This is a genomic window from Comamonas sp. C24C, assembly GCF_053345995.1.
Genome location: NZ_JBKFBC010000004.1, coordinates 315553 through 335145 on the forward strand (window position 1 = coordinate 315553; position 19593 = coordinate 335145).

At 64.1% G+C, this 19593-nt stretch carries 12 protein-coding genes; 8 read left to right on the plus strand and 4 right to left on the minus strand.

The features are described from left to right. Nucleotides 1-98 precede the first annotated feature (98 nt). Entirely contained in the window at nt 99-1025 is a 927-nt protein-coding gene (locus tag ACLBXN_RS10215) for a LysR family transcriptional regulator (RefSeq protein ID WP_167001742.1), read from the plus strand. Between the two features lie 38 nt (nt 1026-1063). Here the strand turns inward: ACLBXN_RS10215 and hrpA are convergent, their stop codons facing one another. Beyond that, on the minus strand, nt 1064-5110 hold the full coding sequence (gene hrpA / locus ACLBXN_RS10220) for an ATP-dependent RNA helicase HrpA (protein WP_447612049.1): 4047 nt from the start codon (nt 5108-5110) through the stop codon (nt 1064-1066). A 263-nt stretch (nt 5111-5373) separates the two neighbouring features. On the opposite strand from hrpA, the gene ACLBXN_RS10225 reads away from it, so the two are divergent. The 4 genes from ACLBXN_RS10225 (at nt 5374) to ACLBXN_RS10240 (ending at nt 10265) form a co-directional block, all read left to right on the plus strand. Beyond that, nucleotides 5374-6552, plus strand: a complete 1179-nt coding sequence (locus ACLBXN_RS10225) for a metallophosphoesterase (RefSeq protein WP_447612050.1) — start codon at nt 5374-5376, stop codon at nt 6550-6552. A 469-nt stretch (nt 6553-7021) separates the two neighbouring features. Further along, on the plus strand, nt 7022-7864 hold the full coding sequence (locus ACLBXN_RS10230; protein ID WP_447612051.1) for a double zinc ribbon domain-containing protein: 843 nt from the start codon (nt 7022-7024) through the stop codon (nt 7862-7864). Nucleotides 7865-7869: 5 nt separating this feature from the next. Beyond that, the gene (locus ACLBXN_RS10235) at nt 7870-8526 is read left to right on the plus strand and encodes a hypothetical protein (RefSeq protein ID WP_447612052.1); all 657 of its coding nucleotides are present in this window, start codon (nt 7870-7872) and stop codon (nt 8524-8526) included. A 65-nt stretch (nt 8527-8591) separates the two neighbouring features. Beyond that, a complete protein-coding gene (locus ACLBXN_RS10240; RefSeq protein WP_447612053.1) occupies nt 8592-10265 on the plus strand; it encodes a zinc ribbon domain-containing protein in 1674 nt (557 codons plus the stop codon). A 91-nt stretch (nt 10266-10356) separates the two neighbouring features. On the opposite strand, the gene ACLBXN_RS10245 is transcribed toward ACLBXN_RS10240, so the two are convergent. The 3 genes from ACLBXN_RS10245 to ACLBXN_RS10255 form a co-directional block, all read right to left on the minus strand. Next, nucleotides 10357-12210, minus strand: a complete 1854-nt coding sequence (locus ACLBXN_RS10245) for an enterochelin esterase domain-containing protein (RefSeq protein ID WP_447612054.1) — start codon at nt 12208-12210, stop codon at nt 10357-10359. Between the two features lie 16 nt (nt 12211-12226). Then, nucleotides 12227-14446, minus strand: a complete 2220-nt coding sequence (locus ACLBXN_RS10250) for a TonB-dependent receptor (protein WP_447612055.1) — start codon at nt 14444-14446, stop codon at nt 12227-12229. A gap of 155 nt (nt 14447-14601) precedes the next feature. Then, nucleotides 14602-15879 carry an XAC2610-related protein gene (locus tag ACLBXN_RS10255; RefSeq protein WP_447612056.1) on the minus strand — a complete coding sequence of 426 codons (1278 nt, stop codon included), beginning with the start codon at nt 15877-15879 and terminating at the stop codon, nt 14602-14604. A gap of 134 nt (nt 15880-16013) precedes the next feature. Here ACLBXN_RS10255 and ACLBXN_RS10260 point away from each other — a divergent pair, with 134 nt between their 5' ends. From ACLBXN_RS10260 to cpaB, 3 genes are all read left to right on the plus strand, one after another. Further along, the gene (locus ACLBXN_RS10260; RefSeq protein WP_447612057.1) at nt 16014-17207 is read left to right on the plus strand and encodes an MFS transporter; all 1194 of its coding nucleotides are present in this window, start codon (nt 16014-16016) and stop codon (nt 17205-17207) included. 870 nt (nt 17208-18077) lie between these two features. Next, complete coding sequence (locus tag ACLBXN_RS10265) at nt 18078-18668, plus strand: A24 family peptidase (RefSeq protein ID WP_211456110.1); 591 nt, start codon at nt 18078-18080, stop codon at nt 18666-18668. 32 nt (nt 18669-18700) lie between these two features. Beyond that, nucleotides 18701-19546 carry a Flp pilus assembly protein CpaB gene (gene cpaB, locus ACLBXN_RS10270; protein ID WP_211456109.1) on the plus strand — a complete coding sequence of 282 codons (846 nt, stop codon included), beginning with the start codon at nt 18701-18703 and terminating at the stop codon, nt 19544-19546. The last annotated feature ends 47 nt before the right edge of the window (nt 19547-19593 follow it).

Below are 19593 nucleotides of genomic sequence, written 5' to 3' on the forward strand. Positions count from 1 at the left end.
CACACTGTTTCCAATTCTCGAACAATGACGGGGTGAGCTGTGTGTGAGAATCCCGCATCCTCGGCGAGTCCGGGTTTTCGCGAGGACAAGGAGATCCCATGGATCAGATACAGGCCATGCGTATTTTCGCGCGGGTCGTGGAAGCCGGCACTTTCACGCGTGCAGCCGATTCGCTGCAAATGCCAAAAGCCAGTGTGACCAAGAACGTTCAGGCGCTGGAAGAGCGCCTGCGCGTGAAGCTGCTCAACCGTACCACGCGTCGCGTCACCGTGACCGCCGATGGAGCGGCCTACTACGACCGCGCGGTGCGCCTGCTCGCCGACTTCGACGACCTCGAGGCCAGCGTCAGCCAGGCCCGCACCACGCCACGCGGGCGCCTGCGCGTGGATGTGGGAACGACGGTGGCGCGTCTGCTCATCATTCCCCATCTGAGCGAGTTCCAGTCCCGCTACCCCGAGATACAGATCGATCTGGGCGTGAGCGACCGCACCGTGGATCTGATCAGCGACAACGTGGACTGCGTGATCCGCGGCGGCGAACTCTCCGACCAGTCCCTGGTGGCGCGCCGCATCGGCAATCTGGAATTCATCACGGTTGCCGCACCCGAATATCTGCAGCGCCACGGCGTGCCCCGGCATCCGCGCGACCTGGAGTCCGGCCATCGCAATGTGATCTATTTCTCCCCGGTATCGGCGCGGCGCTATCCGCTGGAGTTTCACAAGGGCGGCGAAGTGATTGAGATCGCCAGTCCCGCCCACCTGGGCATCAACGAAGGCAATGCCTATATCAGCGCCATCCTTGCGGGCCAGGGCATAGGGCAGCTCAGCCGCTTCCAGATTCACAAGTACCTGGAAAACGGCCAGCTGCAACGGGTGCTCGAAGACTGGAAGCACCCTCTGCTGCCGATCTACGTGGTCTATCCGCCCAATTCCCACCTCAGCGCCAAGGTGCGCGCCTTTGTGGACTGGGTGGTGGAGCTGTTTTCGCGCAACCCGCTGCTGCAGGGCGAAAGCCGGCCCGCCTAGTCAGGCAGGGCCACACTCGTCAGGCCGTCAGGCCTGCATCATTGCTGCAGCTGCGCCCAGACCTTGTCCAGCCGCTTGGCGCTGACCGGATACGGCGTGCGCAGCTCCTGGGCAAAAAAGCTCACGCGCAGCTCCTCCAGCATCCAGCGGTACTCCTGCATGCGGGCATCGATCTGCCCCTTGCGCTCGGCCACCAGCCGCCAGTAGCGCTGCTCCAGCGGCAGCAGCTCCTTGAGCTTGGCGGCATCGCGCGCCGGATCGGCACGGTACTTGTCCAGGCGTGAGGTAATGGCCTTGAGGTAGCGCGCGTAATGACCGAGCTGCGCCCAGGGGGCCACGGCGATGAAGTTTTTGGGCATGAGCTTTTGCAGCTGCTCGCTCGCGTCCTTGGTGGCCTCGGGCGCGTTCTTGGTGTCCTTGATCTTGCGTGCGGCGGCCGCGTATTCGGCAAGGATGACGGCCGACATGCGAGCCACCTCGTTGGCAATCAGCGTCAATCGCCCACGGCCGTCCTGCACGCGCTGCCTGAAGTCGGCCTCGTTGCTCGGCAGCAGCTCCTGCAGGAAGGCGCGGTCTATGGCCACATCGATGATCTGGCCGCGCAGCTCCTCCTGCGTGCCCAGCGGCATATAGGCCACGGCCATCTTCTGCAGATCGGGAATGTTCTTCTCCAGATACTTGAGCGCATCGCGAATCTGCAGCGCGAACAGGCGGCGCAGGCCCACACGGTGCTTTGCGGCTGCGGCCTCGGGTTCGTCGAAGACCTCGATGCCGACGGCGTCGCCATGGTCGATCAGGGCCGGAAAGCCGATCAGCGTGGTGCCGCCCTTCTTGATTTCCATAAGCTCGGGCAGCTCGCCAAAGCTCCAGTCCTTGTAGCGTGCATCATGCGACTGGACCGGCTTGCCCGCCGCAGCCTTATCATTTTTAGGAGCTGCTTGCGCCTTATCCTTCTCATTTTCAGATACTTTTGTCTCTGAAATGCTTGTATCACTTGCGCTAGCAGCTACCTTTAATGAAGCAAGCGCCTGAAAAGCGCCGCGAGCCTTGGCGCCCCACTCGGCCTTGAGCGCACCCAGATTGCGGCCCTGGCCCAGCTGGCGGCCGTGCTCGTCCGTGATGCGGAAGTTCATGAACAGATGCGGGCTCAGCATGTCCAGCTTGAAGTCGGCACGCTTCACATCCAGCGAAGTCTCGTCGCGCACCTGCTTGAGCAAGGCATCGATGAGTCCACCCTGGGCCCAGCGCTCGCTCTGTGTGAACAGCTCGGCCAGCCGCGCCGCACTCTCGGGCAGCGGCACGAAACGGCTGCGCGGGCGCTGGGGCAGGCTCTTGAGCAGCGCCTGGATCTTGTCCTTGAGCATGCCCGGCACCAGCCACTCGGCGCGCTCCTCCGACACCTGGTTGAGCACAAACAGCGGCACGGTGACCGTGATGCCGTCGCGCGCGTCGCCAGGGCTGTGCAGATAGCTGGCGCTGCAATCGGCACCGCCCAGCTTCACGGTCTTGGGGAATTTGTCCGTGGTGATGCCGGCGGCCTCGTGGCGCATCAGCTCATCTTTGGAAAGGCGCAGCAGCTCGGGCTGGTTCTTGGATTCAAGACGAAACCACTTGTCAAAAGTCGCGCCGCTGTACACATCCTTGGGCAGATGCTGGTCGTAGAAGGCAAAGATCAGCTCGTCGTCGACCAGCACGTCCTGGCGGCGGCTCTTGTGCTCCAGCTCCTCGACCTTGCGCATGAGCTTGAGGTTGGCGGGCAGGAAATGCCACTTGGTTTCCCACTCACCCTCCACCAGCGCCTGGCGGATGAAGAGATTGCGCGCCTCGTACGGATCGACGCGGCCATAGCTGATGCGGCGGCCGTTGTAGACCACCAGGCCATAGAGCGTGGCGCGCTCCAGCGCCACCACATCGGCCTGCTTCTTGCTCCAGTGCGGGTCCAGCAGCTGCTTCTTGAGCAGATGGCCGCCCACCTCCTCCAGCCACTGCGGCTCTATGGCCGCAATGCCGCGGCCGTAAAGGCGCGAGGTCTCGACCTGCTCGGCCGCCACGATCCAGCGACCGGGCTTCTTGCTCAGGTGGGCGCCGGGATGCGGGTGGAACTTGATGCCGTGCGCGCCCAGATAGCTCTCGCTTTCCCCGGCCTTGTAGCCAATATTGCCGAGCAGGCCAGACAGCATGGACAGGTGCACGGCCTCATAGCCCGCCGCCTCGTTGTTGAGCAGCCATTTCTGCTCCTTCACCACCGTCAGCAGCTGAGAGTGGATGTCTCGCCACTCACGCACGCGGCGGATATTGATGAAGTTCTGGCGCAGCAACTGCTCCCACTGGCGGTTGCTGATCTTGTGCGTGGCCTCGTCGGCCTGCTCGGCGGGGTTGAACAGCGCCAGCCGCTCTTGCACCGTGCCTTCGACCTGCGCGCCGCTGGCACGCTGACTGACGGGCAGGAAGGCCTGGTTGCGCGCATTGGGCTTGGCCGCAGGCGCGTGCTGGGCCGCCATCTCCTTGCGGCTCTTGGCCACGACCTTGCCGCCGCGCGCATCCGACAGCCACTTCCACAAACGCAGATAGCCGCTGAATTCGCTTTTCTCGTCGTCGAACTTGGCATGGGCCTGGTCGGCCTGCTGCTGCGCTTCCATGGGGCGATCGCGCACATCCTGCACGCTGAGGGCCGAGGCGATGATCAGCACCTCGGCCAAGGCGCGGCGCTCGCGCGCTTCCAGAATCATGCGGCCCACGCGCGGGTCCAGCGGCAGGCGCGACAGCTCCTTGCCCATGGGCAGCAGATGGCCGTGATCGTCCACCGCGCCCAGCTCGGCCAGCAACTGATAGCCGTCGGCAATGGCACGGCCCGAGGGGGCTTCGAGGAAGGGAAAATGCACCACATCGCCCAGACCCAGCGACTTCATGCGCAGGATCACGCCGGCCAGCGAGGAGCGCAGGATTTCGGGGTCGGTGAAGCGGTCGCGGCTGACAAAGCTCTCTTCGTCATACAGGCGAATGCAGATACCGTTGGCCACACGGCCGCAACGGCCCGCGCGCTGGTTGGCCGCGGCCTGCGAGATCGGCTCGACCAGCAGCTGCTCCACCTTGCTGCGGAAGGAGTAGCGCTTCACGCGTGCCGTACCGGCGTCGATCACATAGCGAATGCCCGGAACCGTGAGCGAGGTTTCGGCCACATTGGTGGCCAGCACGATGCGCCGGCCCGTATGGCCGTCAAAGATACGGTCCTGCTCGGCTTGCGACAGGCGCGAGAACAGCGGCAGCACCTCGGCACTGCGCAGCGTGGGCGAGTGCTGCAAATGCTTGCGCAGATGGTCGGCGGCTTCGCGAATTTCGCGCTCGCCGGGCAGGAAGATCAGAATGTCGCCGCCCTTGCCGCCGGCCCAGAGTTCGTCCACGCCATCGGCAATGGCGTCGTTCAGATCCTTGTCCTTTTCACCCTCGAACGGGCGATAGCGCATCTCCACCGGATAGGTACGACCCGAGACCATGATCACGGGCGCAGGACCGTTCTTCGATTCGAAGTGCTTGGCAAAGCGGTCCGCATCGATGGTCGCCGAGGTCACCACCACTTTCAGGTCTGGGCGCTTGGGCAGGATCTGCTTGAGATAGCCGAGCAGAAAGTCGATGTTCAGGCTGCGCTCATGCGCCTCGTCGATGATCAGCGTGTCGTAGGCCTTGAGCAGCGGATCGGTCTGGGTCTCGGCCAGCAAGATGCCGTCGGTCATCAGCTTGACGGAGGCGTTCTTCTGCAGCGTGTCCTGAAAGCGCACCTTGTAGCCCACCACTTCGCCCAGCGGGGTGTTCAGCTCCTCGGCAATGCGCTTGGCCACCGAGCTGGCGGCAATGCGGCGCGGCTGGGTGTGGCCGATCAGATGGCCGCGAACCTGGCCGTTGGCATCGGGGGCGGCATTGAGCCTGCCCCGGCCCAGCGCCAGTGCGATCTTGGGCAGCTGCGTGGTCTTGCCCGAGCCGGTCTCGCCACAGACGATGATGACCTGATGGCGATCCATGGCCTCCATGATTTCCTGGCGACGGCTGGATACGGGGAGCGACTCGGGGAAGTTGATCTTCAAAGACATAAGGGCTGGGATTATCCCCGTCCTTGACCAGTCTTGCGCAGCAATGGCAAAAGCAGCCGTGCCGCGCCATTTTCAACGCACTGCGTTGCGCCGGCGATGACGGCAGCAGCGGCATTCATCGCAGGGACAGCAACGCTTGCTATGCTCGCGGCAATTTATGTAGGACTTACGCAAACAGGAATGCGACAACGGCCTGCCTTCTAGGGCCGTCGCCCGGCCTGAGCCCGTTTTGCGCAAGTCGTGTTTTGATTTCTCCGCTACACATGGTTTCGACTGCTGCTCTCGTCATCCCTCTTCTGGCTCTCTGGCTCTGGTGGCCTGTCTCCAGCCTCAACGGTACGTCCCGTCTGGCCCGCCTGCTGGCCGTGCTGATCACAAGCTTGCTGGGCGTCGCCCCGGCCTTGCTGCTCAAGGCCGTGCAGACCAACGCCCTGCCCTACGCCCTGGTGGCACGCCTGCAGGTTCCGGGCGGCTGGATTCTGGCCATGCTGCTGATGCTGGCACTGTTCGTGCTGCTGCGCGATCTGCTGTGGCTCATCGCCCGGCTCATGGGACGCACCGGCCTGGCGCAGCTGCTGCATCTTCCCGCTCTCACCATGGCCGCCGTGATCGCAACCGGCTGCCTGAGCGCCATCGGTGTCTTCAACGCCCTGCAGCCACCCCGGGTGCACGAGCAGCAGATAGCGGTCAGAAACCTGCCTGCCGCACTGCAGGGCCTGCGCATTGCCGTGCTGGCCGATATCCACGCCAGCCCGATCAACGATGCAAGCTATGTGCAGACCATCGTGCAGCGTACCCTTGCCACCACACCTGACCTGATCGTGCTGCCCGGCGACATGGTGGACGGCGATGTCGCCACCAGCCGTCCCCATGTGGCACCACTGGCCGGTTTGAGCGCACGCTACGGCGTCTGGGCGGCACCGGGCAACCACGAGTACTACAGCGGCTACAACGCCTGGATGGCCGAGTTCCGCCGCCTGGGCCTGAATCTGCTGGAAAACCGCACGCAGCTGCTGAGCATCAAGGGCAGCAAGCTGGCGCTGTCCGGCATCGGCGACCCGGTGTTCGGCCGCACCTCGCCCAACAATGCCAATCCCGAGGAGGCCGAAGGCATCCCCCCCGACGTGGATGCGGTTGCCGCCCAGGCCCGCAAGGCGGGGGCAGCGTTTCATATCCTGCTGGCACATCAGCCCAAGTTCGCGCGCGACAACGCGGACAAGGGCGTGAATCTGCAGATCTCGGGCCATACCCATGGCGGGCTGATCCTGGGCATGGACCGCTGGCTGGTGGCCCCCGTCAACAACGGTTTTGTGCGCGGCGAATATGACGTCGGCAATATGAAGCTGCTGGTCAGCAGCGGCGCAGGCCTGTGGGCCGGTTTTGCCGTACGCCTTGGCGTGGCGCCGCGAATCGAGTTGCTGACGCTGGTTGCACAGCAGTGATTACCGGCCTTGCGAACTCGCGCAGTTCGACAGGGCCTGTATTTCCTCGAAATTCTTACAGCGCAAAACAATCTCAACCATTTGAAGCATTTGCAAAAATCAAACAGATTTCAAAGTCCGGGCTTTTCCCGGCAATTCCGACCGCCATAAAGCAGCTGATTTACAGCCTTCTTTTCAAATCAGTCACTTAGGCAAGAAAACTCCCGAAACTCCGCGCCCGGCCCGATTAACTGCGACCCCGTTCATTGACAGTCATGCCTGACAAAAAGCTGTCACAACTGCGCGTGTCCACCTTCGCATAAAGCGATCCAACAGGCTGCGGCCAATGCGCCGCTAAGATACAAATCATTTTTCACAGTCCGTACCGGTTCAGGCCATTGCCCTGAAACAGGCCATATTCCGGACCTTGCCAAGGCAGCAAAGCCGCGCAGCGGCCATCGCCCGCGGACTCTTTTCTCGATTGCAGACCATGAATTGTTCCCAATGCGGCAATCCGCTCTCTCCGAATGCCAAGTTCTGCAAGAACTGCGGCACCAGACAAGCTCCGGAAGCGGCCATCACTGCGGTTGAAAAAATCTGCAGCCAATGCCAGGCGGTCTGCAAGCCCGACGCCCGTTTCTGCACGCGCTGCGGCATGGTTTTCGAGAGCCGCGCCGACGCCGATGTGCTGGCGGCCGCGCCTCAGATGACTTCGGGCGCTGCGCAGGCCATCGACGAAGCCAGTCTGGCTCCACCCCTGATCGAGCCCATGGACCAGCCCGCGCCAAGGCCGCCGTTGCCTGAGCCTGCAGCCAACCCTGCGCCGCGCAACCACCGTCCGCCGGCCTTTCCTCAGGAGCCGGTGCGCGGCAGCAATGCCTGGATCAAATGGGCAGTGCTGGCACTGCTGATCGCCGCCATTGCGGGCGGTGTGATGATGGCCAGCAATATGAAGGGCCTGACCGGCACGGGCAGTAGCACCAATAGCGCATCGGGTGCGACCCAGGCCGGCAAGGATGCGATTTCGGCCGAGGACAAGGCCAAGGCCGATGCCCTGGTCGGCCCTCTGGGCGGCAATACGGCCGCGCAGGCAACGCCTGCCGAAAGTGCCACTATCAGCGCCCCGAATGCCGGCAGTGTCGTCACTGTGCCCTCCACCGCAGTCGCCCCCGTGGTGGTGAGCCCAGACACCGTCAGCGCGGCGCCCGCACAAGCGGCCAGCCCGCAGCTGCCCGCAGCCCCGGCATCCGGCAAACCGCCTGTGCCGGCCCCTGCAAGAACACCTCCAGTCAAGAAGAGCACCGCACCATCGCTGGATGACCTGCTGGATTGAAAGCCATGAAAAAACTCAAACTCACTGTGCTCGCCTGCGCCGCGCCCCTGCTCGGCGGCTGCGCCACCTTGCAAGATGCCTCCACATCGCTGAGCTGCATGCTCTCGCGCGTCACCAATTCTGCAGACCCCAGCTGCGGCCCTGGCGGCGGCGCGCCTGCTGTTTCGGGCGGTCAGGGCGAGCGCTTTGCGCGTCTGCAAGCCGCTCTGGATCAGGAGACCCAGCAGGCACAGAGCATGCAAGCCCAGGCCGTGCAGGCCATGCAGAAGCTGCCGCCCAAGCAGCGCGCGGTGGCCGGTCCGGTGCAGACCAGGACCGTCAGCATCGCCGACGGGCAATCGGGACAGGCACACCAGATGCGCAGCTTCTCCGCCCTGACCGTGGAGATGCCGCTGGCCGCCAAGGGTCGCAAGGAATACACCCAGGCCATGAACGTGCTCAAGGAGCTGGCCAATGAACTGGCCGACAACCGCGGCTCCTCCAGCATCGTGGTCGATCAGTCGGACGAGGATGTCAAGGCCGGACGTGTGAATACCGCCACAGGCACCACCCAGTCCAAGGGTGGCAAACCCGTCACTGTCATCAAGAAGATCGACACTGGTCTGCCCGCCGGCGTTGAGCGCTACACCATAGAAGCCGGCGAGATCCGCGGCAAGCTTTGACACCCGGCCAGCCAGCGGCTCACCGTGCCAGACCAGCCAGCCTCAACCACAAGACAGGACGAAAAATGAGAGAGCAACCCCTGGGAGAAATACGTTTTGCCACCCTTGCCAGAGCCGCCGAAGGGCTGACTCAGTGGCGACCGCTGCTGCTGAGCTTTCTGACGCTGCTGGTCACCGGCGCACTGATCGCAGGCGCGGCCTGGATGCTGGTCAAGGCCGGCTTCTTCATGTACCTGATCTTCATGCTGGCGTCCGTCATCGCGCTGCTGGCCGGCTCTTCGGGCGTCGGCATCATGCTCATGGACAAGGCCAAGAACGAGCCCGTGCGCTCCTTCTCGGCGGCAGCGTCGGCCGGCCTGCTGTGCCTGCCCAAGTTCCTGCTGGTCGGTCTGGCGGTATTGCTTGCCACGCTGGCCTACTACCTGCTGGCTGCCGTCATCTACTTCATCTGCAAGATTCCCGTGCTCGGCAGCATTCTGGCCTTTGTGGCCCATCCGATTCTGGTGCTGGTCGCCGCAGCTTTGCTGATCGCCATGATCTGGGTCGTCGGCCCCTTGATGGGCCCAGCGCTTTGGAGCGGCCTGTCCGTCAAGGCTGCGCTGGCCAATGTGCTGAGCATTGCACGCAAGCGCCTGGTCGAAGTGGTGCTGATGGAAGTCGTGCTCTACGTCATTCTGGGCCTGGTCTGCTTCATGCTGTTTGCCGGACTGGTTCCCGCCACCGTCTCCCTGACCGGGATGGCCATGAGCATTACCGGAGATGCCGGCTCCATGGCCGGCATGTTCATGGGCGGCGGCTACGGCCGTGGGTACGGCGGTGGCTTCAATCCCATGGGCATGATGGGCGGCGGCAGCACCGGCCTCATTGCCGGCCTGGGCGTTCTCTATTGCGTGGTGGGCGCCCTGCTGGCCCAGGTGGCCATTATGGGCATGAACCTGATCTATCTGCAGGCCCGTGAAAGCGTGGACCCTGCCGAAGCCGAGGGTGCACTGGACAGCCTGATTGGCGATGTGCGCAAAAAGGCCGAAGAAGCCAAGGCCCAGACCATGGCTGCCGCAGAACGCACCATGGCCGCCGCCGAGCGTGCCAAGCAGGCTGCCAGCGAGCGCCTGCAGGAAGCCACAGCCAAGCCCGCCGCCACCGACATCCAGCCCGGAACCGACGGCAATGCCACCGCAGCAGCCGCCGCAGCAGGCCTGACTGCTGCCGCAGCCGCATCCACCGAGCAGGCCTTTGCCGAACAGCAGGCACGTGAGCGCGCTGCAGCCGACGCGGCAGACAAGGCACGTCAAGACGCTGAAGAAGCAGCCGCCCGCCAGCGCAGCGAAGCCGAAGCGGCACGCCTGCGCGCCGAAGCCGAGGCAGCCCGTCTGAAGGCCGAAGCCGAGGCCGCCGAGCAGGCAGCCCGAGAGCGTGCGGCACACGAACGTGCGGTACGCGAACGTGCTGCCGCCGAAGCCCAGGAACTGGCCGCACGCCAGCGTGCGGAAGCCCAGGCCGCAGAGGAACGCGCCGCAGCCCAGGCTGCCGAAGAAGCACGTCAGCAGGCCGAGGCCCAGCGTCTGAAGGCACAGGCCGAGCAGCAGGCAGCCGAGCGTGAAGCGGCCCGGGTCCGTGCCGAAGCACAAGCCGCTGAAAAAGCCCGCCAGAGCCAGGCGGCGCCGAGCTGCCCCGCCTGCAGCGCCCCCGTGGCAGCCAATGACCTGTTCTGCGGCGAATGCGGCAACAAGCTCAAGTAGCAGCTTGCATGAAAGCCCGCAGCGCTTCACAAGCAGGTGCTGCGGGCCAATAAAAAGGGGCCTGAGGCCCCTTTTTTCGTACCTCCCGGACTCAGAGCCCGCAGGACTGCGCGACCTGCTCCTTGAGCCTCTCGGTCAATGGCTCGCGCCCCGTCAACGCAAGCAGCCCGCAGGCCAGCGAGCCCTGCCAGTGCACATAGTCGTGGCCGGTGCTGTGCACGCGCTGCACCACGCTATTGCCCTTGGCACGCAATACATCGCCCAGCTCCTGGCTGGTCTCGCGTATGCCTGCCTGCCCGCCACGAGCCCCCTCGTAGATCCCGGCATCCAGGTAAAAGCGGATCGGTAGCTGCGGCGATTGCTGATACTGACGCGCCAGCCAGTTGGGCGACTCGCCCTTGGGAGCCCACCAGTAGGAGCCCGAAAGACTGAGCACATTGCCAAACCACTGCGGATGGCGCAGCGCCACATAGCTTGAGGCCAGGCCGCCATAACTCGATCCGGCAATCACCGTGCGCTCGGCAGCTGCCGCTATGCCCTGTGCCTTGAGCCAGGGCATGAGCTGCCTGCCCATGAAGTCGGCAAACACCGGATTGGGCGGCAGCTCGCGGCTGCGTGCGTCGCCTGCGCCATTGGCCACCAGCACGACAGCCGTTGCAGGCACAAGGCCGTCTGCCATCAGGTTGTCGATGATGGCGGGCGTGGGAACCTGGCGCAGATAGGCCTGTGCGTCGAACAGCACCAGCAGGGAACGCTGAGCCGCATCGGACTGCTGCCAGCCCTGCGGCTTGTAGATCCAGATATCGCGCCCGTTGCCCAGCTCCTGGCTGTCCAGCCAGTGACGCTGCAGCTGGCCGGCAGCCACGCCGGCACGGGGTTGGCTCCAGGGCTGGGGCGGTGCCTTGGCCAGTGTCAGCACGGAGCGACCGTCGAAGCGATCCTGCACCGCCGGCAGATCCGCAGACCGCCCCCAGCTCTGGCGATTGAGCGGATCGCGCTGCAAGGTGGACAGAATGGCACGGCGCTGAATCATGGCATCGGCCGAGACCGCAGGCACATCGGGCGCAAAGCCATAGCTGAGACGCGCATCACTGGGCATGACGAAACTGGCCCACCAGACATCGCTGCTTCCGAGGCGCTGCAGCGGCTCATGATTGCCCGAGGGACTGCCGAACAGCCGCACGGACTGCCCCGCGCCGCGCCAGACAAAGCTCACCAGCTGATGCTCGGCATCCCAGGGCTCGATCAGCGGCGTTCCCTGGCGTTTCATTTCCTGCCAGAAGCCACGGCTGTCGCCGCCCTGCGCGAGCCTTGCCTGCAAGGCCTTGAGCCTGGGGCTGCGCAGCGGCTCGGGCTCGATCTCTGCCGCAGGCCCATGGCCAGCCGCCAACGGCGCCAGCACCTGGGTGATCGTCAGCTCGTAGGCGCCAGGACTGGGCGCGGCATGGGTCGGTGCATCGCTGTGCCCGCCCTGCGCCACCGACATGCTGTTTGCTGTCGATGCATAAGGCGGGACGTTCTCTGCACGCAGCACCAGACGCTCCTTCGCCTTGCCCCGGCTGAGCCAGCTGAATGCGTGATCGACGCCTTCGCCCTGGCTCAGCCGCCGCAGATGGCGCCCGTCAGGTGTCTGCACATCGAGCACCACGCCCAGCGCCTGCAGATTGCCGCGCACCACGGCACCGGCCGGTGCCTCCAGCTGCAGGCTCAGCACCTGTCCCGGTGACAGCCGACCTGAGAGCGGCTCGCGCACCGCCAGCGACGATGCCGCCTTGGCCGCGCTCTGAGTGGTGTCGGCGGGCAAAGGTTTGGCCGCACCGGCCGTGCTGGCGACGCCGACGCCAGCCGCAGCCAGCAAACCAGGAACAAGCACGGAACGCAGTCTCCTGCCCGATGGCCGGTGACGCGTCACCGGCAATGGCAACCCTTGATGATCTTCATGCATTGATGTTTACTCCGCCTCAGAAGTCCACGGCCGCGCTGATGCGCACGGTGCGCGGCGCGCCCACGGTCAGGAAGTTGTCGGCAAAGGCGCCGGCCCAGTAATTGCGGCCGAAGACGTTGTCCACCGTGCCGCGCAAGACCACTTTCTTGTCGGCAATGCGCGTGGTGTAGCGCGCGCCGACATCAAAACGCGTCCAGCTCGGGGCACGCAAGGTGTTGGCCGAGTTGACCCACTGCTTGCCCGTGTGCACCAGGCGTGCGTTCAGCGCCAGACCGGCCACACCCGGCACATCCCAGTCCGCCGCCAGATTGGCCGCCCAGCGTGCTGCTCCGAACGCATCATGGCCGTCGTTGGCGCCGCCCTGGGTGCTGGTCAGCTTGGGCTGCAGGTAGGTGATGCCGCCCAGCACGCGCAAACGGGAGCTCACGGCACCAAAGGTATTCCACTCCACACCGCGATTGCGCTGCTCGCCATTGAGCTTGAGGGTATTGGCCGCCGTATCGATGGTGGTCGAAGGCTTCTCGATCTGGAACAGCGACAGCGTATTCGTCCAGCCTGCGCGGCGCCACTTCACGCCCGCCTCCATCTGTTTGGATTTGTAGGGCGCGAATGTCTCGCCGGCATTGGCGTAGGTGGAGCCGACCTCGAGGCCCGGACTCAGCCCTTCGATGTAGTTGGCGTAGAAGGACAGAGCCTCGCCCCAGGGCTTGGCCACCAGGCCCAGCATGGGAGTGACGGCGCTCTCGTCGTAGCCCTTCATCTTCTGATTCACGCGCTGGTGGCGCGCGCCCAGCGTCAGCTGCAGCCTGTCCTGCAGCAGGCTCAGGGTATCGGCCACGGCGAAACTGCGGATCACATTGTCGTTTTCCTGGCGCACGGCATTGCGCGGTCCGGCCAGAACCGGCAGCACCGGGTCGTAGATATTGGTGGTGTAGCTGCTGCTGACCACGATGGGCAGCGCGCGCCCGCTTTGCTGCTGCAGCTCGTTGAACGAGAACACCAGCTGATGGCCCACATCGCCGGTCTTGAAGCGCCCGCGCAAACCCGCATCCAGCGCCGTGCTGTTGGTATAGCCCTGCAGGTTATAGGTCTGGCCCACGGCAGAGCCGTCTCCCACGGCATTGAGCACCACGCGCGTGCCCGTGGGCTGGCCTGCATAGTCATGCCAGGCCTTGCCCAGGCTGCCGTAGAGCTGCCATCTGTCGCTGAGCTCGAAGCTGCCGCGCAGCGCCACCGATTTGTTCTCCACTTCGGTATTGACGCCGCGGAACAGATTGTTGCTGGCATCCGGCGCCGCAATCAGATTCTTCATCTTGCCAAAGCTCACCATCACCGGACTGCCGTTGTCCAGGTTCACCTTGTAGTGATAGGCATCCAGCCCCAGCGTGAAGCGATCGCCCTGATAGTCCAGTGCCACGGCACCCAGGCGGCGGCGGCGCTTCTGGTCGTCGACCTCGGTTTCCCCGCTGGACAGCGCACCATTGAAACGTATGCCCAGGCGGCGCTCGGGACCGAAGCGCCGCGATACATCCACATGCTCCTGCAGCTGCGAGCCCGAGGTGTAGGTGGTGGTCAGCCGGGTCAGATCCTCGGCCTGCGGCTTCTTGCTGACCACATTCACCACACCGCCCACCGCGCCGTTGGGAGCCATGCCGCCGAGCAGCGCACCCGGGCCCTTGAGCAGTTCCACGCGCTCGATCATCTCGGTCGGCACATGGCTGTCGGGCGCCAGCCCGTACAGGCCGTTGAAAGCCACTTCGCTGGCGTTGACGTCGAAGCCGCGGATCACATAGTTCTCGTTGACATGGCCGGTATTGGTGGTGAAGCGCACCGAAGAGTCGTTTTCCAGCACGGCAGCCACGGTGGCCGCATTCTGGTCGCGGATCAGCTCTTCGGAGTAGGCGGTGATGTTGAAAGCAGCATCCATCACATCCACATTGCCCAGCATCCCCAGCGCCGCCCCTTTGGCAACCTGGGCGCCAGGGGCAAGCGCGGGCAGACCGCTGCCGTCCTGCTTGTCGGAAACCGTGACTTCGCTCAGGCGTTTTTCCGGCGACGGCGCTGTCTGAGGCAGCGTCTGGGCATGGGATGTGGCACTCAGAGCCAGCAATACCGCCAGACCCACGGCAGAGCGCGGGCTGCGGCACGCCGCAGAAGAAAGCCAATACGCGAATGGCGCGAACTGTGCGGATGCCGGCGGCACCTTGCCTGCGCCGCCACGAACCGGGGTTGCCATGTAGACCTCGTTTTTGATTGATCTCCTATGGCTAGAACGAAGTGCGTGGCTAAGGTTTATTGAGAATGAATCTCAATTCGGTTAAATTGTATAACACGCAAACCATCCAAAAACGATAGCAGCAAGCGATTTCCATGCAACGCCATAAACCGTTTTCAGGGCTGAGTCCCGGCGGGCTTTTCCGTCTCGCAGTCCTGCTCGACGTTCTCGCTCATCAGCACACGCACCACCTTGCGGGCATCGGCATCGAAGACTGCGATATCGGGGCAGTAGCGGGCGCCTTGGGGCGTCTCGACCTTGCGGTAGCTTGCGCCATAGGTCTTGAGAACCTGGGGTGGCTGTCCGGCTCTGGGCTCGGCCAGCACCTGTACCTGGTTCTGGCCCATGGTGGCGCTAGGGTCAGCATCGCACCAGTCGGCGGCGGGCTCCTGCGCCAGACTCAGGTCGCCGCCGCGCTGGTACAGGCCGCTAGGCCAGCGCACATGGCCTTGTGCATAGGCCGGCATCTGATAGCAGGCCATGAGCTTGCCGCCCTTGCGCACCGGCAGCATATGGCTTTCGGCCTGCTCAACCAGCTCCGGCCCTGCGGGCTTCCAGGCATAGATGTCCACGCCATGGCTGCAGCAACTGGCTCGCCATTCGCTGTAGATGCGCTTGGCCTTGCCATCGAAGGCGGGCGAGCTGATCTCCTGCAGGGACTGCGGCCCCAGCACCAACTTCTGAGTCCCCGGGTCGTAAAGCCAGGTGCGGTGCGCAATATTCGGCCCCGCAGGCAGATCCAGCGCCTGGGTCAGATCCGGCCAGCCGTCAAAATTCGCATCCACCCAGCGCGGCTGCACCAGCCAGCAACTGCCCACGGCGTCGGTTGGCAGGCTTTGCTTCAGGCGTCCCTGCTCGTAGACCTGGATGGCGGAAACCTGGAGGTCCGTATGTTCGCCGCAGTCGGCCAGGGAGCGCAGCTTCTGATTCATCAGCAGGCGCAGCTCGTAATGCAGCGTATGGGAGAAGGCCGGGGGCTGGCGCAGCAGATTGACCGGCCAGCGTCTTTTGCCATCCATGGACTGCCACTGGCCCTGCAGACGCGGTGGCGCCATGCCCGGCAATGCCGCCAGCGACCAGCGGCCCGAAGGCTTGGGGTCGCTTGCCCCCGTCATGGGCGTTTCCGTCAGCTGTCCGCTTGCCGAGCCTTCCAGATCAAGCGTGGCTCCGGGCCGATTGCAGGGCTCGTAGCAGTAGCTGCCGCCAACGGCGCCGTCGAGCCGCCACAGCTCCAGCTTGACGGCCTTGCCGGCGATCTCGCCGCGATAGCTCGCCGACCAGACCACCGCTTCATGCGAGGTGTCTGCCGTCTCGGCATGCGCCATCGACGCCCAGCTCATGAGCGCCAAAGCGATGTTCAGGCCTGCAAAGCCGGTTGGGGATTTCAGCGTCATATCACTTCCATTTACTTCGATCACCAGGCTTGCATCTGCATGCATACCCGCAGCAAACCCTTTAATGTGCGGCCAATATGAATGCTGCAAGATGTGACAAATCTGCGCACAAGCATGGGCAGCCAAAGCGATTTATGCAATCAGACAACAACACACAACAAAGCCGCAACATGGGCCTGCTGGTCGCAGCCCAATCCCTGGGGGGAGCCTCTCCGCCCATCATCATCTCACTGGGCGGCCTGGTCGGGCAGCAGCTGTCGTCCAACCCCGCAGCGTCCACCCTGCCGGTCAGCATCTACCAGCTCGGGCTGGCGCTATCCACCCTGCCTACGGCCTGGATCATGAACCGCATGGGTCGCCGCGCGGCCTATGTGCTGGGCGCCATTCTGGGCGTGATCTCCGGCGTGGTCGCCGCACAAGGCATTGCGCACAGCGACTTCGTCACCTTCTGCATCGGCACGGCGCTGGCCGGCTTCTATGCGGCCTGCGTGCAGAGCTACCGCTTTGCCGCCACCGATATGGTGAGCGAGCCCGCGCAGCAGGCCAAGGCCATTTCGCGCGTGATGATCGGCGGCCTGATTGCCGCCATCATCGGCCCGCAGGTGGTGATCTGGACGCGCGACGCCCTGCCTGCCACCCCGTTTGCCGGCAGCTTCTACAGCCAGGCGGCGCTGGCCCTGCTGGCTCTGCCTCTGCTCATGGGCCTGCGCCTGCCGCCGCCTCAGAGCAAGAAAGCCGTGGTCGGCGACGCCAGGCCTCTGGGCGAAATTGCCCGCACGCCCCAGTTCGTCGTGGCCTGCGCGGCCGGTGTGGTCAGCTACGGCTTGATGGCGTTCCTGATGACCGCTGCGCCCATGGCCATGGTGGGCTGCGGCCACAGCGTGGGCGAAGCCGCCATGGGCATCCAATGGCATGTGCTGGCCATGTTCGTGCCCAGCTTCTTTACCGGCAAGCTGATTGCGCGTTATGGCAAGCGGCCCGTGACCGCTCTGGGCCTGCTGATGATAGGCGCGGCCGGCGTGCTGGCCTTGATGGGCCTGGACATCTTCCACTTCTGGGGCTCGCTGATTTTGCTGGGCGTGGGCTGGAACTTCGGCTTCATTGGCGCCACGGCGCTGCTGACCGAGTGCTACCGCCCTTCGGAGCGTGCCAAGGTGCAGGCACTCAACGACTTCCTGGTCTTCGGCACGGTGGCCGTGGCCTCGTTCGGATCGGGGCAGCTGCTGCACAGCGCCGGCTGGAACGGCATCAATATCGGCATGCTGCCGCTGGTGGCGGTCGTGCTGGTGCTGCTCGGCCTGCACAGCCAGCGCAGAGCAAATGCCTGAAGCTGCGCCGATGTTCTCTTGCCTTTAGAAGGCAATCAAAAATAGAAGCATCTACCGCATCGCTGACAATGAAATCAAGCCATTTCAGCAGTGAAATCTATTCAGCAAAAGCGCTATAAGCTATATTTTATATAGCATCACGTTCCCTGTAACTGCGCCGGGCGGGTGCTGCCTGAAGCCGGGTCAACGCTCGCAGCAGACTGTAGTCAGGACGCCGCCAGCAGGCCAGCAGGAAACGCCGGCCTCCTGCCGGGCGCGGCTTGCCGGGGATTACCCCGGCCTCATCCCTCAAAGCGGCTACTCAGTCCGCCACGGCCCTGCCCTCAGCCGTGATGCCGACGCCCCGGGCCTGCCCCGCCATGCAGCAGCGGGCACTTCAGACCCCGGAATATGGGTAACGCCCGTAACGCATTTCAGCGCCTGCCGGCCTGACCCCGGGCACCGCCCGGCCCCACCGGGCCCGGTCGCTCTTCAAACCGCATCAACGCCTCTGCCGCCTCCCGGGCCCTCTACACGCGGGCTCCAGGCAAGGCCTGTGATCGCCCCTTGCAGCCGGCACCGACCATTGGCCGGACTGCGTCAGCAAGCGCTGAGACCACTGCTTACGCAACCTACAACAGCGTCACATTTGCATCTCATGATGATTAGGAAAATTCTTACGAACCAGAATATTGATAAGCGTTTTCTATAGGAATAGTATTTCCACAAAATTAAACAAAAGAATGAAGTTGATAGAAAAATTGTATTTAGTCACAGATCGCCCGAATCATGCCGGCACCCGCCAAATGACCTGAACGCAGCAGCAGCAGCAGCCAGCGTGGCATCTGAGGTCTGGACAGGATTCGCTGAACACAGAACTGGAGATTGACCATGACATCTTCCGAACTCAGCGCAGCATCCGAGCTGATGGCTGGCCTGTTCACAGAGCCGCGCTCGCTGGTGTTACTGCTGCTTCTGCTGGCGGCCAGCATCAGCGACCTGCGCACACGGCGCATCCCCAATCGCCTGACTTTCGGCGGCATCGCCCTGGCCCTGCTCTATGGCTTGCTGGCACCTCACCCCCATGGCGGCGGCTTTTTCTGGGCACTGGGCGGCATGGCGCTGGGTCTGGCCATGATGCTGCCTCTGTATCTGCTGCATGCCATGGGCGGCGGCGACGTCAAGCTGATGGCCATGGTCGGCAGCTTCATCGGACCCGAAGCCACCTGGCAGGCCGTGATCTTTGTCTTCATCACCGGCGGTGTGGCAGCCATCGGCTACGCACTCTGGCACCGCATGGCCGGCAAGCTGCTGCGCAACTCTGCCGAGGCGGTCCAGCTGCTCTACATCAATGTCGCGGCAGGGATCGCTCCCGATGCCCGCTCCAGTTCGGCGCATTCCGTAGGCAAGCTGCCCTACGGCGTCAGCATCGCCCTGGGAACCTTGGCGTTCCTGGTCGCTCGGCAGTTCACCTGGGTCTAGTCACTTACATCACGGCATAGCGGGAGCCTCCCATGAAAAACCTCAAAGCTTTGGGTCTGTTTGTCCTCGCCGTACTGGCCAGCCTGGCGGCTGCGGTCTACGCCGCCAACTGGGTCGCCCAGCGCGGCAGCCTGGACGCCGACAAGGTGGTCGTTGCTGCCACCGACATTCCACTGGGCGGCAAGATCCTGCCGAACATGCTGAACACGGTGGACTGGCCGCGGGGCTCCATACCGGATGGCGCTTTCCATGACATGCAGCAGCTGCAAGACCGGGTCGTCAAGGTCGGCGTGCTGCGCGGCGAGGCTGTGCTCGAAGGCAAGCTGGCCCCGGTCGGCACCAAGGGCGGACTGGCAGCCGTCATCGCTCCGGGCAAGCGGGCCATGACGGTGCGCGTCAACGATGTGGTCGGTGTGGCGGGATTCGCCCTGCCCGGCAACTACGTGGATGTGGTGGTCAATGCCCAGCAGGAGCAGGCCGGCAAGATGGAGGATTCGCGCCAGATCAGCAAGACCGTACTTGAAAACGTGCTGGTCCTGGCCGTGGCCCAGGAAGCCGACCGCGACGAAACCAAACCCAAGGTGGTGAGCGCCGTCACCCTTGAGCTGAGCCCCGAAGATGCCGAGAAGCTCGATCTTGCACGCAGCGTGGGCAATCTGTCACTGGTGCTGCGCAACCAGATCGACAAGGACCCGACCAGCACCGTCGGCATCACCAAGCACCAGCTGTTTGGAACACCTGAGCCTGCACCTGCCCCCGTCAAGGTAGCAGCACCTGCCAAACCCGTGATGCAGCGAGCCAGGCCCGCACCCCAGGCTTCGACAGCCACCTGTGTCGAAGTGATCCAGGGCGGCGCTCGAACTCTCAACTGCTTCTGATCTTCTACCCGCAACCACTCAGAGAGGTCGGCCGTGCAACACCATCA

What these genes read in the sequence shown, in the direction of transcription:
- ACLBXN_RS10215 (WP_167001742.1), top strand. Translation starts at nt 99, where the DNA reads ATGGATCAGATACAGGCCATGCGTATTTTCGCGCGGGTCGTGGAAGCC.
- hrpA (WP_447612049.1), bottom strand. Translation starts at nt 5,110, where the DNA reads ATGTCTTTGAAGATCAACTTCCCCGAGTCGCTCCCCGTATCCAGCCGT.
- ACLBXN_RS10225 (WP_447612050.1), top strand. Translation starts at nt 5,374, where the DNA reads ATGGTTTCGACTGCTGCTCTCGTCATCCCTCTTCTGGCTCTCTGGCTC.
- ACLBXN_RS10230 (WP_447612051.1), top strand. Translation starts at nt 7,022, where the DNA reads ATGAATTGTTCCCAATGCGGCAATCCGCTCTCTCCGAATGCCAAGTTC.
- ACLBXN_RS10235 (WP_447612052.1), top strand. Translation starts at nt 7,870, where the DNA reads ATGAAAAAACTCAAACTCACTGTGCTCGCCTGCGCCGCGCCCCTGCTC.
- ACLBXN_RS10240 (WP_447612053.1), top strand. Translation starts at nt 8,592, where the DNA reads ATGAGAGAGCAACCCCTGGGAGAAATACGTTTTGCCACCCTTGCCAGA.
- ACLBXN_RS10245 (WP_447612054.1), bottom strand. Translation starts at nt 12,210, where the DNA reads ATGCATGAAGATCATCAAGGGTTGCCATTGCCGGTGACGCGTCACCGG.
- ACLBXN_RS10250 (WP_447612055.1), bottom strand. Translation starts at nt 14,446, where the DNA reads ATGGCAACCCCGGTTCGTGGCGGCGCAGGCAAGGTGCCGCCGGCATCC.
- ACLBXN_RS10255 (WP_447612056.1), bottom strand. Translation starts at nt 15,879, where the DNA reads ATGACGCTGAAATCCCCAACCGGCTTTGCAGGCCTGAACATCGCTTTG.
- ACLBXN_RS10260 (WP_447612057.1), top strand. Translation starts at nt 16,014, where the DNA reads ATGCAATCAGACAACAACACACAACAAAGCCGCAACATGGGCCTGCTG.
- ACLBXN_RS10265 (WP_211456110.1), top strand. Translation starts at nt 18,078, where the DNA reads ATGACATCTTCCGAACTCAGCGCAGCATCCGAGCTGATGGCTGGCCTG.
- cpaB (WP_211456109.1), top strand. Translation starts at nt 18,701, where the DNA reads ATGAAAAACCTCAAAGCTTTGGGTCTGTTTGTCCTCGCCGTACTGGCC.